This window comes from Clostridium thermarum (assembly GCF_006351925.1).
In the GTDB taxonomy this organism is placed as follows: Bacteria; Bacillota; Clostridia; order Clostridiales; family Clostridiaceae; genus Clostridium_AU; species Clostridium_AU thermarum.
Genome location: NZ_CP040924.1, coordinates 1,954,271 through 1,968,902 on the forward strand (window position 1 = coordinate 1,954,271; position 14,632 = coordinate 1,968,902).

Sequence of the window (14,632 nt, forward strand, 5' to 3'; positions counted from 1 at the left end):
ACCTTAGTTTATGTCAGGAGTTAGATAATAATTTATTTCTTTTGCTCATCTGCTAACTTATTTGCTTCTATGAGAAATTCATCAATCTTCCCTTCTTTAAGTAATCTATCTATGGTTTCATCCACTTTCTTAACCAACTCTATATTTCCCTTTTTTATGGCCACTGCTGAACCACCAGCTTCATCAGAAACTTCTATAGAAGTTAAAGCAATGCTGCTATTTGTCTTTGAGTAAGATTCTGCAACAGGCTTTTCCATAACTACTGCATCTACCTTACCAGTTTGAAGCATTAGTATTAAATCTGTGATTTTGGGAACTTCTTTTATTTCCTTTGCATTGGTAACTTTTTCATGTACCATATCTGCTTGAATTGATCCTTGCTGTACTCCGATAACTTTGCCATTTAAATCACCTAGTGATTTAACTTGGGTTGCAGCTTCTTTCTTCATTACAACGCCGTGGGTAGCATTGTAATATATCTTAGAGAAGTCGGCAGATTCTTTTCTTTTTTCAGTAGGTGTCATACCTGCAATTACAATATCTACCTTATCAGAGGCCAATGCCCCTAATAAACCTTCAAAGGTAATATCTTTTATCTCCAGCTCCATCCCCATATCCTTAGCAATTTCTTTTGCTATATCAATATCGAAACCAACAATGGTTTCCTTTCCATCTACGGTAGCAAAAAATTCATATGGTGGATAATCTGCACTGGTACCCAAAACAAGTTTTGTCTTTGCTTCAGTACTTTCACTATCGTTGGTGTTAACAGTCTCCTTATTGTTTTCTGTAGATTCAGTAGCTGTTTTATTGCTTGTATCTGATTCATTTCCAGTAGACTTTTTAGTACATCCGCCAACTAGTACAATAGTTGAAATTGCTAAAGTTATTATTAAACTTTTAGTAAAAATTTTCTTCATTTTTAACACTCCTTTTCCCCTTATGCGAAATATTATACAACCAAATTAATAAGTATGCAACCAGGTTTATAAAATTCTTTTGAAAAACTGTATAAAATCTTATAATTTTTGCTATACGTTTATGTATATGCATTCATGAATGAATATTTATGCGCACGAATTCAGAAAATTGTGCATTTAAAAGAAACATGTTAAACATTTCCTTGGAAATATTTAACATGTTTCTTCTCTGTTTTCTGTATTGATGTATTTATTCCAGTTTGCCAATATTTCATAAAGACTCACAACGTCCTGTTGGTTATATAGCAGAATTTTTTCTATTTTTTCCTTTGGCATTCTGTTAATATAGGTGTCATCCTTCATTATTTTACTGAAGGTTTTTGCCAGATTGGTACCACTGATGCTCATGTTCTCCCTAGTTATATTGAACTGTTTTTCAATAATTTTGAGGCCGGTGCAAACACCCGTATATTTTTTGAAAAGATTCTGTATATCTATCTTTTTAAATCTATCAAAATCCAACTTTACTCTGTACTTATTCAATAAGTAATTTATTACTGTAAAGTCGTTGTTTCCTGAAAAGGTAACAATATTAGTTTTATTTTCTTGTAATGCCTTTTCAAAATAGTTTTTTGCCATTTTAACTATAATACTTGCGTCAGCTTTTTTTTCTATCATATACTGGGTAACCTTAAGAGCACTGTCAGATTTATTGTAATAGCAACAGCCAAATACACCGATACATATTGGCCTTTTATAGACGTAATGCTCTAAATCAAAGAACAGTGCATGGCTTAATAGATCATCCAAACCCTCTTGACTGAACATGAAGGCCTTATCTAAAACCGGTACTTTTATTATATTCTCTCTTATAATCACTTTATCACTCTTTTCTAAAATATATGTATATCCTTAGATGTTAAATTATAGACAACATCCTTTCTTTCCACAACTACTTGAGCCTTTTCACATATATCAGGGTCATCTAACACCTTCTTTAATAGCTCTCTTGTGGGATTGACACATATAGGATAGTTTACTTTCTTGAACATTGAAAAGTCTCCTGCCGTATCTCCGTACGCATAGCATTGATTTAAGTCCAGATTATATTTTGTAACAAAATAATCTATTGCTTTACTTTTACTAAGACTATCCCACATAGGTATAACTTCACCTGTGTATATGTTCTCTTCATTCATCAAATATACTGCGCCACAATAATCATCAAATCCATGCTTCAGAGACATTTCACGAACCAGCTCAATTGGACTTCCGGATATGGTAATAACCTTGTGACCTTGCTGCTTATGCCAAACAATTCTATCCCTGGTAAAGGTGTATACTCTATCCCCCTTTTGTTCTACAACCTTACGTGCTATAAAATCAATTTGCGATTTATGAAGACCTTTAACGGCGTCAATATAAATTTCTGCCATTTTAAGTAAGTAATTATCATAGTTTCCCTGTCGTTTATCCCACTTTTGATATATTGGCCTAACTTCATTATACCACTTTTCTGGTACTATAATTTCATATTTAACCAACTTTTTAAATATCTCAGCAATTAAGCCTTCCCTGTACAAAGTACCATCAATGTCAAAAAATGCTGCACAAGTCATCCTAGCAACCTCCTTGTAAAATGCTTTTATACTATTATAGTGTAAGATTAATTAATTTAATACTAAATATTATTAAATGACAGGCTTCTTTAATCTATAACAAAAAGCTGGTATTTCGCCAGCTTCTACTTAATTTTTTCAAAGATTTCTATTCCCAGTAGGTGTAGACCATTTTCTAACACTTGGCAAGCAGCCTCTACCAGTTTAAACCTTGCTATTTTTAACTGTTCATCCTTAAGCTCAACAACATTATAAAGATTCAAAAAATAGTCAAGTTTTCTTGCCAGCTTAAGTACATATCCAGCAACCACTGAGGGATCTAAATTATTTAAGCTTTCAACTATCATCTCCGGGAAATAATTAAGTAACTTAACAAGGTCCAATTCTTCCGCTGTTATTAATCTCTTATAATCTTCTGAGCATGAGATATAATATGCATTTTTTGATATAGTACGGCCTCTAAAATAGGTACATTGAACAAATGGGCCGGTGTCTCCTTCAAAACTAAGCAGCTCTTTCCAACTTATAGCAATATCCTTTTCTCTATTGTTATATAAGTGGGCAAAGATAACTGCGCCGATTCCCATTTTTTTTGCTGTTTCTGCCTTATTTGGGAATTCATATTCTTTGATCTTATCAAAAATATCTTCTACAGCCTGCTTTAAAATATACTCAATGAAGTCCGGATCTTCCTTTTTAACAGATAGTTCTTTATCTAAAAACTTTACGCTGCCAAAACCAACATGAACACAGCTGTCACATGAGGGAGAATTCAAAAGTCTTAAAGTTGTAAATAACTGATTATAATATAGGGCTTTAGAGTTGTCTGATACATAGATATTTCTATGAAAATCATATAACTTTTCCCTGAAACTTATTTCGGCCAAATCTCTTAAGGTTGAAGCTATTGCCCCATCTGATCTCTTAATTACACAGGGGGGAAGATTATACTCCTTCAGCAATACAACTTTTGCGTAGGCAATTTCATTTAATAGATTTTTGTCAGCTAATTTTTTTATCACTTCTTTTAAATTGTTAGAATCTAAGTCTCTTTTATCCAATGAATCAATCTTTAGATTTAACATTTCGTAAATTTTGGAATATTCTAATAAACTCAAGGTTTTGAGTTTATTAAATAGGCTTAGTTCAGGTTCTTGTCCTTCCTCAAGTCTTATATAATGCTCCTTGGCTTTCTCCATTAAATTCGGATGCATTTCAACTTCGTCATGAAATTTAATATATGCTCTTTGTAATTCACAGCTTAGTTTTGTAAAAAGTACTTTTTCATCAATCCATCCTCTTTTGTAGGCTACCATTAGTTTCCCAAATGCATTGCTAATATCATCAAATGAGCTTTTGGTTACACAATTATAGCCTGCAAAGCTACATATTTTAGTAAGTGAATTTCCAATAAGTGCTGCTAATAAATGATTTACTTTGAAGGGTTCGGCAAGGCTTGGGAAAGAAAAATCAACAACTACTGTTCTACCATTTCCAAGCATAGATGAACCATAAGAGTCCCTTTCACTAAGAACTTTCTCAATGGTATTTTTAATAAACAAAACTGTATCAATATAGAAATTCAGATAAGGTCCAACTGCATCTATCTTATTAAAGGCCTGGAGCTTTAACTTGGTCTTTAACTCATTGGCTATAGAGCATGGATTTTTTTTTAAAAGTTTAGATATGTGGAAACAAGGAAAGGAGAAATCACCCATCTCAGACCTTGGAGGAATTTCAATTAATGGCTCTAAAGCTGTTGAAACTATAGATGTATGAAGAGAAATTCCTTCACTTATTAACTTTTTATAATCCATAGCAACATTCCCCCTTAACACATAAAATAAATAATACTCTTGGTGCGGGAAAGGCGGGCATAAATGCTTCTATAAATCAAATAGAAATAAATGAATTTAAAAATTTGAAATCATTATATATTGTCAATCAGTAATTGTCAATTTGCCCTTGCATAATTTTACCTTATAAAATAAGATAGGATTAGATATTATATCTCAAATACAGAATACCCTTAACTTTAAGACGTTTTGGTATTACTGATTGAGTTCTTTGAGATATTGCTGAAGTATTTGAGATTAATAAAGGAGTACTTGTAAGACCATGAGTAAAACGTTAGAAAAGGATTTTTTATATATCTATGAAAACTTACGGACAAATCACTTTGAAGACTATTTTGCTAGATTGAACAAAGCTCTTTTTTTATACTTTAAGGAAATATGGTATCAAAGTAGCACTAAGCTCCATATAAGTTTTTTTAATCATTACGATAAGAAGACAAAGGAGGAAAATAGACTTCAGACACAATACTTTTTAGATAAGTTAGTGAAGCTCCTTCATAGCTTAGATAATGATTCTTGTAATAGTGCTGTAAAAAATGAAATAAAAAGCCTGACCACAAGTTTCATTAACTCAAACGAATTTCTAAATTTGAACATAAGTAAAGATTATCCTAATGATTTAATAATAGCTACTAAAGACTTTATAAATAATTCTATTAAGTATGATGAAAGGTTCAACTTCAATGATATTTTTCAGGCCCTCAGGAATGCATGGACTATGAATCTTTTACAAGCAACCTTCAACATAGATATCGAGATGACAGAGCCTGTATTTGGGTATAGCATGCTATATCCCTATACTGACAACTTACTGGATACTTCACATCTTAGTCTGGAGGAAAAACACCTGTTTTCTAGCAGGTTAAAACGCCGCCTTGTCGGGGAGTTGGTTTTGCCCCTTAGCCCATACGAAGAGCAGGTTTTTAAACTAGTAACATTTATAGAAGATACTTACTCCAGAAAAGATTACTATGTTTTGTATAAAAGTTTGCAGTATATACATCTCTTACAAACACAAAGTTTAAGACAACAAACTAACCAAAGTTCTTTAGATTTAGACAAGGTCATAGAGATTTCTTTTAGTAAAGGAGGCCTTTCCGTTTTAACAGATGCCTACCTAATTAGAGGAGAATTAAATTTGCCGGAAATTATTTTTTCTTTTGGCTTGGGAATTGCACTGCAGCTTTTAGATGATTTGCAAGACATAAAAGCAGACGAAAAGGAAGGTAATATCACCATTTTTACGCATTCCATGGATAAACAATACTTGGACGACAATGTAACAAGACTCGTAAACTTTATATCTTACCTTGTAGATCTGATTCCTAATGAAAATAAACACTACATACAAAATATAAAGCAGGCCCTAAAGCGAAACTGCATATTAATGGTACTATTTGCTGCAAGCCGTAATTCTAAGTTATTTCGTAAGGAGTTTGTTGAAAATATACAGCAATTTTATCCCTACCCTGTTTCCTATATGAAAAAATTCAACTCAATATTAAATAGCAAGTGTACAAAAATAAGAAAATTAAAAAATTTAAAGGTCACGGATATATTAGATTTATTACTTTGAAAAAGAAAAGGGGCTTTTGCCCCTAAAAATTTAATTATTCAGTTGGCTGTCCTTTATGATTTTCAAATCTGGGTGGAGTTTTTGGGGAACCTATATGTTTTTCATCTGCAGGTTTAATGCCATCGTGTTTTCCGGACTTTTTATGTTTTTTGCTATTATACACTCTCATTTCATCAACTCCTTGTGGATTAATGATGTGAACCATTTTCATTGTTTCTTATTGCTCTTGCTTTTGCATGAACCTGAGCATCATTACCGGTGTCTTTATATCCTGTTGTGGAATTTAAACTGTCAAAATCCTTAGCAGCTATTACACTGCTTTTTTTATCTATTTTATTCTTATTTTTTCCCATAAATAATACCTCCCTCTATTAATAGAAATGCCCCAGAGGGTAATTTTTTATCCTTAAATAATTATGTTAAAAATGTGAAACATTAATTAAAAGAAAGGAGGATAAAGATGAAGAAAATCCCCTTTTATTATGGAGGATTATGGTCACTTTGCTGACAGAGTTGTCTATATGAACATTAAACCAAGCAAGGAAATGATTGAAACTTGCAGGGATTTTCTTCTAAAGCTGAGTAGTATATCTTGGCTTTCCTGGAAGCATAATGAAAAGGGCGTACCGGCATTTCATTGTACTATTGTATCCAAACTTCCAAATGGTAAGTTTGAAGAAATTTGGCCTTTCCTAATCAAGCATCCTTTTAAGTTTCAATGTTTCTTTGACAATATCACTATAATGAGATGGGATAAGGACAAGTGGATTCTACATAAGTGTTATCCACTGAATGATAAGTAAAAGAGAGATAGTAATAAATACTACTACCTCTCCCTTAAAGGCGGTTTTAGCCAGAAACTCTATCAATTTTCAATTAACGAAAGCATGCTTTTCACATTGATTTAATAGAGCAATTCAATATTTAGCTTTATAAAGTACTAGGCTTTAAATAAACACTAAAATTTTGATTATTATTCTGGCTAAAATCATCCTGTGCTATTATTATATGCAGGTTTTAAAAAATTATCCTCGCCAATATATAGCATTTATATATTTAAATAGTCCGGATTTAAGTCTACACAAAGTATGAATTTTTTGTCGTCTATATTTTTAAATACGCAGGCCATGGTTATACAAAGGTTTCCTGTTGCTAATGATATATAAGGTTCAGTTAGATATTTTGAGAGTTTCATATTCTTTAAGAAATAATAATATTTTTTTAAGGAATGATCTTCCCCCTTTTTGGCAGGATGAAACATCAAACCCTTATGTCTTGTAGCACTGACAAAAGGAGTTACTGTATCTGTTACTTGTATACCAGTGGGATCCAATACGTAAAGACATTCAAAAATATCGTATTTATCAATTAATTCAATTAACTTGAAGTTAAATTTCTTTTCATCTACAGATGAAATATCTTCCAACACTAACTTAATTATATCACTATACTCCTTATACCTCTTTTTTTGAATGTTAATCTTTTCTGCCAGATAGCGTGAATATTGATTTGCAAGCTTTCGAATCGGTGTTTTAAAGCTTTTTAAAAGTGTGGCATCTAACTTCTGGGGCTGGGCAAAATAATAGCCTTGTAACATGTCCGAGCCCAACTCAATGGCCTTCATAGCTTCTGCTTCCAATTCGATGCCCTCCGCTACAACAAGTGAGCCTAGAGTTTTTGACAAGCTTACCAGTGATTTGAAGACCTCCTGCTTATAATAGTCAATATGAATATTTTGTACAATAGATCTATCGATTTTAATTATATCTGGCTTTATAATAGCTATTCTATCTAGGTTTGAATGACCGGAGCCCACATCATCTAATGCAATAAGAAAGCCATAATTCCTTTGATTATTTACAAATTTGCTTATGGAATTAATATCAAGGGTATCGTATTCAACGATTTCTAGCACAATATTTTCAGGTTTTAAATTATATTTGCTGGCCAAATTAAGCATAAAGCCTGAACCAACAACATCCTCAGTTATAGCAGAACCATCAATATTGAGAAATAAAAGTAAGTCTTTATTTTTTTGTTCTATTTGAGTAAAACAATCCATTACTCTATCTCTGCACAGCCTATCTAAAGCTGTCCTCTGATTCTGATGAGAGGCAATTTTAAATAAATCTAAGGGCATAATGATATTTCCTAGGGGGTCTTGTCCCCTACTCAGTCCTTCTAAACCAATAATTGACTTTCTTATAATAGATACTATTGGTTGAAATACCACATCTATGGATTTTGCATTTAATATTTTGTTATAAGTGTTAATATCAATATTGTCCATAGGTTGTCACCATCCAAAACATATTTATAAATATACTATAAATTATAATAAATATATAAATCAATAAAATTATTCATAAAAAAAAGAGAGGAATATCCCCTCTGATCATTCCCATTTTCTCTTCATTTTATGTTTTGCTTTTTTTATGTCTTTTTCTGTTAGACCGGTATTTTCTTTTATCTCACCCATTCCAATGCCTTTATCCAACATATGTTTTGCATCTTCCATAGCTTCTTCATGTTCCTTTATTCTTTTATGCATACTAACCCTCCATTACCTACTAAGATTTATATAATTATTTTGGCAAATTTAATGTTTATTATTCTAAAAATCATTTTTAAATTGCCAGTTAAATTATTCATATGTTATTATAGTGTAGTACAAGTTAATTTACATATGGATTGGTAGAATAGGATTAATAAAAATAGACAAGCTAAAAGGAGAGATTTATTTATGGAAAATGGAAAAGTTATAATAAAAGGTTCTTTTAGAGGCATCACAGGTGATCTTGTAAAAAATGTGCTTACAATTCTACTGTGTATAATAATTTTTTTCTTTAGCAAAAGCTATAAAAATAATATAGTAATTGAGCACAATATTGATACTTCCTTTTTTAATTATCTTTTAAAATTTGAAGACATCACAGCAGTTAGTATATTGGCACTGATATATTTAATCATAATTATTATAGTATTAGTCATTATTTCAAGTATTGTTAAAACCTTGGGCCTATTTTACCACCTGCTTAGGATTACCACATTTGATTTTAACAGTGGTAAAGTTGTTGATAAGGCATATTCTTATCCTATGAATAGAACTATAGATGAAAACAAGTTCAACGAAATAATCAATGTAAATATTGAACAAGGACTGTTCCAGAGGATATTCAATACCGGTACTCTTTATGTTGAATATATTGCAGTAAATACTGTAGATTCACAATTGAGACATATTGAGATACCATGTGTAGCTAAACCTTTTGCACAAAAAAACAGATTATTATAAGAGAAAGCTGTCTATTATAGGCAGCTTTTTATATAAAAAAAGTGCCCTAAGGCACTTTTTAATATAAATTCTTTGGCTTGCAGAAACAAAATGCTAGTGCAATTAATATTAATATCCAAATCCAGCCTCCGTATCCGGTGCCACATCCACTACCGAAACCGGCATTTCCGAAGAATCCTCCGCAGAATGGTTGAGGACATGGATTACAGATTGGTTTACAGCATGGCTCCCAGCATGGTTCGCAACATGGGTCACAGCATGGTTCGCAACAGTCCTTTTTATGATGACGTCTGCTCATATATATTTACCTCCTTTTTAACTTAAGTATCTTACTTTTTTCTGTGGTCTAGTATATACTATTCAATAAGGGCTAATATGGTACCTTAAAATGAAACTTTTATTAATACTTTTCAGTAATGGAAATTGTTAATTTTTATTCTAACTTTTTATCGATTTAACTAAAATATGAAAGAAAAATGTAATTTTGTTAGAAGCATAATTCATATGATTGAGATAAAATAAACATTTTTCATAGTTGTAAAGTTATATTATTAAGCCAAACAAGATAAAGCTAAATGAATTTCAAGTTCATGAACTGGTGATTTATATAGATTTTACAGTTTCTAAACCTAGTTGCTGACTTGCATATGTATTAAATTATAATCCAATACATTATTTACATGACAAATTAATTCAAGGCTTAAAGAAAATTTGTCTATAGTTTTAATTTTAACAATATTTTCTGTTTACTTATGGACAAATTTTAAATTAGATTATAGAATATAAATGAAGTATGCTATTAGAGAGGTGAAACAATGAATAAAACATTAAATATCGTTATTCTTGGTGCTGGATATGCAGGTGTTCATGCTGCTAAAGTTCTCAGCAAAAAGTATAAGAAAAACGATAGCATTAAAATCACATTAATAGATAAGTTACCTTATCACACACTTATGACTGAATTACATGAAGTTGCTGGAGGAAGGGTTGAGCCAGAATCAGTAAAAGTCGATCTTAGAAAGGTATTTCATAAGTCAAAGGTTAATATAGTGACTGAAGAAGTAACAAAAATTGATATCGATGGTCAAAAGCTAATCACTGATTACGCTGAATACTCTTATGATTACTTAATCATAGGTACTGGTAGTGAGCCTGCCTTCTTTGGTGTTCCAGGTGTAAAAGAGAATGCATTCACATTATGGTCCTTGAAGGATGCTCTAGAAATTAAGGCTCATATCAAGGATATGTTTAGTAAAGCATCAAAGGAAAGAAACGATAAAAAGAGACAGGCTATGCTGACCTTTGCTGTAGCTGGTGCTGGATTTACCGGTATAGAAATGGTTGGTGAACTTGTTGAATGGAAAAAGAAGTTAGCCAAGGAATACAATGTTGATGAAAAAGAAGTTAAGCTGATGGTTATAGAGGCCATGGGCAGAATACTTAATATCCTAGATGAGAAAAATGCTATTAAGACTGAGAGATATTTAAATAAAAAGGGTGTCGAAATACTCGTTAATGCACCTATTGTAGAAGTTACAGAAGATACAATAGTATTAAAAAATGGTAAAAAGATACCATCAAATACATTAATTTGGACTTGCGGAGTTCAAGGTAATTCCTTTAACTCTAACCTAGGATTGTCCATAAACAATAGAGGCAGACTAAATGCTAATGAATTTATGCAATCCTTAGATAAAGAAAATGTATATGTTGTTGGAGACTGTGCATTCTTAGAAGAGGGAGAATCAAAGACTCTTCCACAAATAGTAGAAGCCGCGGAACAGACTGCAGCAACAGCAGCCCACAATATAATTGCTTCTATTGAAAATAAAGAAAAAAAGGCCTTTAAATCCAATTATCATGGATTCATGGTTTCTGTTGGCAGCCATTACGCTGTTGCTAATTTAAACGGTATTAAGCTGTCCGGTTTCTTTGCAATGTTAATGAAACATATGGTTAACCTCTATTACCTCTTTGGGGTTGGTGGTTTCTATTTAGTAATTAAGTACTTAACTCATGAGTTCTTTGATATGAAGGATAGAAGATCTTTCGTTGGCGGGCACTTAGCTGCTAAATCTCATTCAATATGGCTAGTATTCCTAAGAGTTTATATGGGTATTCTATGGTTCTTAGAAGGTTTCAAAAAGTTTGTTGGTGAGCAAACTTGGGAAAATGCTAAAGGACTTAGGAAGTTTACTGCTGGTATGGGAGATGACAGTTGGTTTAAAGCTGGTAATGTAAAGATGCCTTTCGATTGGCTAAAGGCTGCTGGAGATGCAACTAGTGGTGCATCCGCTGCCGCAGATACAGCAGCAAGTGCTTCACAAGCAGCTGAAGGAGCTGCTAGTGCATGGGGAGAACCAATTATGAACATGCCAGGTTTCTTTAAAGCTATAATGAAGGTTCTTATACCATCACCAGAAGTTGCAGTTTGGTTCCAAAGAATGGTTTGTGTTGCTGAAATGGGTATCGGTTTATTATTAATTGCTGGTCTATTTACATGGCTTGCTAGTGCAGCTTCAGCATTCTTAGTAGTAAACTTTATCTTATCAGGTATGGCTGAGTGGGATATACTATGGTACTTCTTCGGAGCCACTGCGCTTATGGCCGGTGCAGGTAGAGCTTTAGGTTTAGACTATTTTGTAATGCCATGGTTACAGAAACTCCTAAGCAATTACTGGGTAGGTAAACAAAAGCCTCTATATATAAAGGAATAAAGCTTAACTAATAAAATATTGGGCACTGGTTTATTCTTTGATAAATCAGTGCCATTAATAATATTATACAGAATAATTTCTAGTATTTGGGTAAGGCTAATATAAAGGGTGATTCAATGAACAATTTTTGGAATGATTATGCTCAATTAAGCAATGAGTTAATCACTGTAAATAATGTAATAAGTAAGAATTTGAAGTCTAGAAATAAAACAATGCAAGCTGCTTTATCTGAATTATTATCTAGTGGTGGTAAGTTCTTGCGCCCTGCTTTTGTACTGATTTCACATGGCTTTGGTGAAGTTAGAAGTAAGGACATTCACACTCTTGCTGCTGTGTTGGAAATGATCCATATGGCTACATTAGTCCACGATGATGTTATAGATGAAGCGACCTTGAGGCGAGGTAATGAAACCATTCAGCACAAATACGGAAAGAATTTTGCAGTATATGTTGGTGATTATCTCTTTTGTTTATGTTTTAACCTGCTTTCTAAGATTGAATCGGTAAAGAATACTGAAATGGATGCCATGGCTATGGCTAGGATATGTATAGGTGAAATTGACCAATTTGAGTCTAGGTTTAAAAGTGACGTTACAGTTAAGAAGTACTTAAGAAGAATATCTTATAAAACCGCTGAACTGTTTTCTTTGAGTTTCTATACCGGAGCTATAGAAGGAAAATGTGATAAAAAGCTTACTAGAAAACTAACTAACATAGGTCACAATATCGGGATGGCTTTTCAAATTATCGATGATTTACTAGATTTTTTTGGAGATGAAAAAACTGTTGGCAAGCCTGTCTGCAGTGACCTTAAGCAAGGCCTTTATACCTTGCCGGTAATCTATGGTTTTCAAACTAAAGATGAGAGGTTAATGGAACTTCTTTCAAAAGGTAACTTTGATGATGATAATATAAAAGAAATAATTTCAATATTATCAGAGAATGGATGTTTCGAAAGAACCAGAAAATTAGCACATACCTATACAGAAAAAGCTTTTAAGCTTATAAACACCCTTCCTGACTGCGATAGCAAAATCGTACTTATAAGTTTAACTAATAAGCTATTAAATAGAGAAAATTAAAAACAAGCACACTTAGTGCTTGTTTTAATTTTGCCCTATAGCATTTCTTTACAATAAAAATGTCTATCAGTACTCACTCTTTACTGATGAATTTTTTATAGCAATAATTAATTATATCACTTCTTTTTATTATTCCGATAAAAACCCCCTCGTCATCTACTACCGGAACAAAATTTTGATTTACAGCTAAGTTTATTAAACTCTCAATATCAGAATTAATGGTTACCGGTTTGTTTAACATTCTCCTGGGTATATCCCCTATCTTAATCTTGCTGCAGTTTTTAAATGTTAGGTCTGGAGTATTCTTAAGCATCCATAACAGGTCACCTTCAGTAAGAGTACCAACATACCTTCCACTATCATCAATCAATGGTACAGCAGTGTAACTATGATATTCCATTCTCTCCATAGCTTGTCGCATAGTTGAATTTAGATTTTCGCAAATAACGTCACTTTTAGGAGTTAGAAAAAATGCAATATTCATAAGTTTTCCTTTCTTAAATAAGTATTCATATTATGCTAATTATATTTTATCATAAATGTTACACTAATAAAATTTATTTTGTAAAAACTATAACTATTTTATATATATATAGCAATTGGAAGTATTTCGAATTTAGGCATCGATGCAGCTACGTTGTTTATTTTCCTGGTTTGAGGTTTTCTTCTTAAAAAGGGACAGTTCACGTTATGTAATCTATCGTAATCAATATTATCGAAAAATGCATCATTAGTAATAAGATATTCATATTTTTCATTATCGAATCCCTCTGTGTTTGTTGTTTCCCCTTCTTCTATGATTTTAATGACCTTTCCAAAAATAGTTACATTGCCGCTAAGCATATAGTCTTCATGATCTAAAAGACTACCCATCTTAACTGGAACTACTGCGCTCATGCTCCCATTCACATTATTTGCTATATATCTAATACATCTCTCCCTTTTATGATCTGATAGACTAGTCTTTAAATAATCCAATAGTTCTTTCCTTTTCAACGAATTTAGTTGGCCGCCATACTCATTAACCCCATCTGCAGAAATTTCATTAGGTGGCGCATCTATTGTTCCCTGTATCTCTAATAAGTTGATAGTATTCATTAAGTTTTCGATATATGGGTTTCTGTTAAGTTTACAAGAAAATTCAACATAATCATTAACTTCGATATTAGAATTTTTATTTGTATCAATCAAGATTTTTAATAAGCCTTGAGAAGCTAGAAGGTCTTTTAGTTTTTTCAGAATGACAATAGTTGCAGAGATTCTTTCCTCTGTTCTTTGCTTAACAAACTCATTTTGTATTTGAATGTCAATTTCTCCCTGCATATATTTCCCGAAAAGATCATAGGATAATTCACTTAATGGTGTTTTTAAGTGAACATTTAACACATCCTTTGTGCCGATACTTTTTGTTTCTACAAACTCTTGAATAACTATTGTAAATAAATTATTAAGCATATCTGTATTCAGATAAAGAGGAATAATGGCTTTGTTAAAGGGCATAATTTCCAACTCCATATTTATTATATAAATTTGCTCATTATAATAATTATGTTTTGATTTCTACTTT

General features: G+C 32.1%; 16 protein-coding genes. 5 read left to right on the forward strand and 11 right to left on the reverse strand.

Annotated elements, in window-relative coordinates:
• Nucleotides 1–32: 32 nt before the first annotated feature.
• The 4 genes from FHY60_RS08935 to argS all read right to left on the reverse strand — a co-directional run bounded on the left by FHY60_RS08935 (nt 33) and on the right by argS (nt 4,356).
• Nucleotides 33–920, reverse strand: a complete 888-nt coding sequence (locus tag FHY60_RS08935; protein WP_139904646.1) for a transporter substrate-binding domain-containing protein — start codon at nt 918–920, stop codon at nt 33–35.
• 213 nt (nt 921–1,133) lie between these two features.
• Nucleotides 1,134–1,799 carry a ribonuclease H-like domain-containing protein gene (locus FHY60_RS08940; protein WP_243122121.1) on the reverse strand — a complete coding sequence of 222 codons (666 nt, stop codon included), beginning with the start codon at nt 1,797–1,799 and terminating at the stop codon, nt 1,134–1,136.
• Nucleotides 1,800–1,813: 14 nt separating this feature from the next.
• Nucleotides 1,814–2,539, reverse strand: coding sequence for an HAD-IB family hydrolase (locus FHY60_RS08945; protein ID WP_139904647.1), 726 nt, complete (start codon nt 2,537–2,539; stop codon nt 1,814–1,816).
• Nucleotides 2,540–2,664: 125 nt separating this feature from the next.
• Nucleotides 2,665–4,356 carry an arginine--tRNA ligase gene (argS, locus tag FHY60_RS08950; RefSeq protein WP_139904648.1) on the reverse strand — a complete coding sequence of 564 codons (1,692 nt, stop codon included), beginning with the start codon at nt 4,354–4,356 and terminating at the stop codon, nt 2,665–2,667.
• 301 nt (nt 4,357–4,657) lie between these two features.
• Here argS and FHY60_RS08955 point away from each other — a divergent pair, with 301 nt between their 5' ends.
• Entirely contained in the window at nt 4,658–5,971 is a 1,314-nt protein-coding gene (locus tag FHY60_RS08955; RefSeq protein WP_139904649.1) for a hypothetical protein, read from the forward strand.
• 34 nt (nt 5,972–6,005) lie between these two features.
• Here the strand turns inward: FHY60_RS08955 and FHY60_RS18480 are convergent, their stop codons facing one another.
• The gene (locus FHY60_RS18480) at nt 6,006–6,140 is read right to left on the reverse strand and encodes a hypothetical protein (RefSeq protein WP_279230373.1); all 135 of its coding nucleotides are present in this window, start codon (nt 6,138–6,140) and stop codon (nt 6,006–6,008) included.
• A 19-nt stretch (nt 6,141–6,159) separates the two neighbouring features.
• Nucleotides 6,160–6,324, reverse strand: a complete 165-nt coding sequence (locus tag FHY60_RS17865; protein WP_163215904.1) for a hypothetical protein — start codon at nt 6,322–6,324, stop codon at nt 6,160–6,162.
• Nucleotides 6,325–6,453: 129 nt separating this feature from the next.
• Between FHY60_RS17865 and FHY60_RS08960 the strand changes: the two genes are divergently transcribed.
• A complete protein-coding gene (locus FHY60_RS08960; RefSeq protein ID WP_180375378.1) occupies nt 6,454–6,774 on the forward strand; it encodes a 2'-5' RNA ligase family protein in 321 nt (106 codons plus the stop codon).
• 245 nt (nt 6,775–7,019) lie between these two features.
• Here FHY60_RS08960 and FHY60_RS08965 read toward each other — a convergent pair whose 3' ends face one another.
• Nucleotides 7,020–8,261 carry an EAL domain-containing protein gene (locus FHY60_RS08965; protein WP_139904651.1) on the reverse strand — a complete coding sequence of 414 codons (1,242 nt, stop codon included), beginning with the start codon at nt 8,259–8,261 and terminating at the stop codon, nt 7,020–7,022.
• Between the two features lie 105 nt (nt 8,262–8,366).
• Complete coding sequence (locus FHY60_RS17870) at nt 8,367–8,522, reverse strand: hypothetical protein (protein ID WP_180375379.1); 156 nt, start codon at nt 8,520–8,522, stop codon at nt 8,367–8,369.
• Nucleotides 8,523–8,714: 192 nt separating this feature from the next.
• On the opposite strand from FHY60_RS17870, the gene FHY60_RS08970 reads away from it, so the two are divergent.
• Nucleotides 8,715–9,266 carry a PH domain-containing protein gene (locus tag FHY60_RS08970; RefSeq protein WP_139904652.1) on the forward strand — a complete coding sequence of 184 codons (552 nt, stop codon included), beginning with the start codon at nt 8,715–8,717 and terminating at the stop codon, nt 9,264–9,266.
• Between the two features lie 58 nt (nt 9,267–9,324).
• Here the strand turns inward: FHY60_RS08970 and FHY60_RS08975 are convergent, their stop codons facing one another.
• On the reverse strand, nt 9,325–9,564 hold the full coding sequence (locus FHY60_RS08975) for a hypothetical protein (RefSeq protein ID WP_139904653.1): 240 nt from the start codon (nt 9,562–9,564) through the stop codon (nt 9,325–9,327).
• Nucleotides 9,565–10,081: 517 nt separating this feature from the next.
• Here FHY60_RS08975 and FHY60_RS08980 point away from each other — a divergent pair.
• Nucleotides 10,082–11,983, forward strand: a complete 1,902-nt coding sequence (locus FHY60_RS08980; RefSeq protein ID WP_139904654.1) for an FAD-dependent oxidoreductase — start codon at nt 10,082–10,084, stop codon at nt 11,981–11,983.
• Nucleotides 11,984–12,099: 116 nt separating this feature from the next.
• Nucleotides 12,100–13,065, forward strand: a complete 966-nt coding sequence (locus FHY60_RS08985; RefSeq protein WP_139904655.1) for a polyprenyl synthetase family protein — start codon at nt 12,100–12,102, stop codon at nt 13,063–13,065.
• A 73-nt stretch (nt 13,066–13,138) separates the two neighbouring features.
• Here the strand turns inward: FHY60_RS08985 and FHY60_RS08990 are convergent, their stop codons facing one another.
• Both FHY60_RS08990 and FHY60_RS08995 read right to left on the reverse strand, forming a co-directional pair.
• On the reverse strand, nt 13,139–13,549 hold the full coding sequence (locus FHY60_RS08990) for a CBS domain-containing protein (protein ID WP_139904656.1): 411 nt from the start codon (nt 13,547–13,549) through the stop codon (nt 13,139–13,141).
• 98 nt (nt 13,550–13,647) lie between these two features.
• A complete protein-coding gene (locus FHY60_RS08995; protein WP_180375380.1) occupies nt 13,648–14,580 on the reverse strand; it encodes a DUF6414 family protein in 933 nt (310 codons plus the stop codon).
• Nucleotides 14,581–14,632 lie beyond the last annotated feature (52 nt).

Bases quoted from the DNA above. Each gene is read 5' to 3' on its own strand.
- FHY60_RS17865 (WP_163215904.1), bottom strand. From the start codon at position 6,324: ATGGGAAAAAATAAGAATAAAATAGATAAAAAAAGCAGTGTAATAGCT.
- FHY60_RS08985 (WP_139904655.1), top strand. From the start codon at position 12,100: ATGAACAATTTTTGGAATGATTATGCTCAATTAAGCAATGAGTTAATC.
- FHY60_RS08960 (WP_180375378.1), top strand. From the start codon at position 6,454: ATGGAGGATTATGGTCACTTTGCTGACAGAGTTGTCTATATGAACATT.
- argS (WP_139904648.1), bottom strand. From the start codon at position 4,356: ATGGATTATAAAAAGTTAATAAGTGAAGGAATTTCTCTTCATACATCT.
- FHY60_RS08945 (WP_139904647.1), bottom strand. From the start codon at position 2,539: ATGACTTGTGCAGCATTTTTTGACATTGATGGTACTTTGTACAGGGAA.
- FHY60_RS08935 (WP_139904646.1), bottom strand. From the start codon at position 920: ATGAAGAAAATTTTTACTAAAAGTTTAATAATAACTTTAGCAATTTCA.
- FHY60_RS08955 (WP_139904649.1), top strand. From the start codon at position 4,658: ATGAGTAAAACGTTAGAAAAGGATTTTTTATATATCTATGAAAACTTA.
- FHY60_RS08975 (WP_139904653.1), bottom strand. From the start codon at position 9,564: ATGAGCAGACGTCATCATAAAAAGGACTGTTGCGAACCATGCTGTGAC.
- FHY60_RS18480 (WP_279230373.1), bottom strand. From the start codon at position 6,140: ATGAGAGTGTATAATAGCAAAAAACATAAAAAGTCCGGAAAACACGAT.
- FHY60_RS08990 (WP_139904656.1), bottom strand. From the start codon at position 13,549: ATGAATATTGCATTTTTTCTAACTCCTAAAAGTGACGTTATTTGCGAA.
- FHY60_RS08965 (WP_139904651.1), bottom strand. From the start codon at position 8,261: ATGGACAATATTGATATTAACACTTATAACAAAATATTAAATGCAAAA.
- FHY60_RS08970 (WP_139904652.1), top strand. From the start codon at position 8,715: ATGGAAAATGGAAAAGTTATAATAAAAGGTTCTTTTAGAGGCATCACA.
- FHY60_RS08980 (WP_139904654.1), top strand. From the start codon at position 10,082: ATGAATAAAACATTAAATATCGTTATTCTTGGTGCTGGATATGCAGGT.
- FHY60_RS17870 (WP_180375379.1), bottom strand. From the start codon at position 8,522: ATGCATAAAAGAATAAAGGAACATGAAGAAGCTATGGAAGATGCAAAA.
- FHY60_RS08995 (WP_180375380.1), bottom strand. From the start codon at position 14,580: ATGGAGTTGGAAATTATGCCCTTTAACAAAGCCATTATTCCTCTTTAT.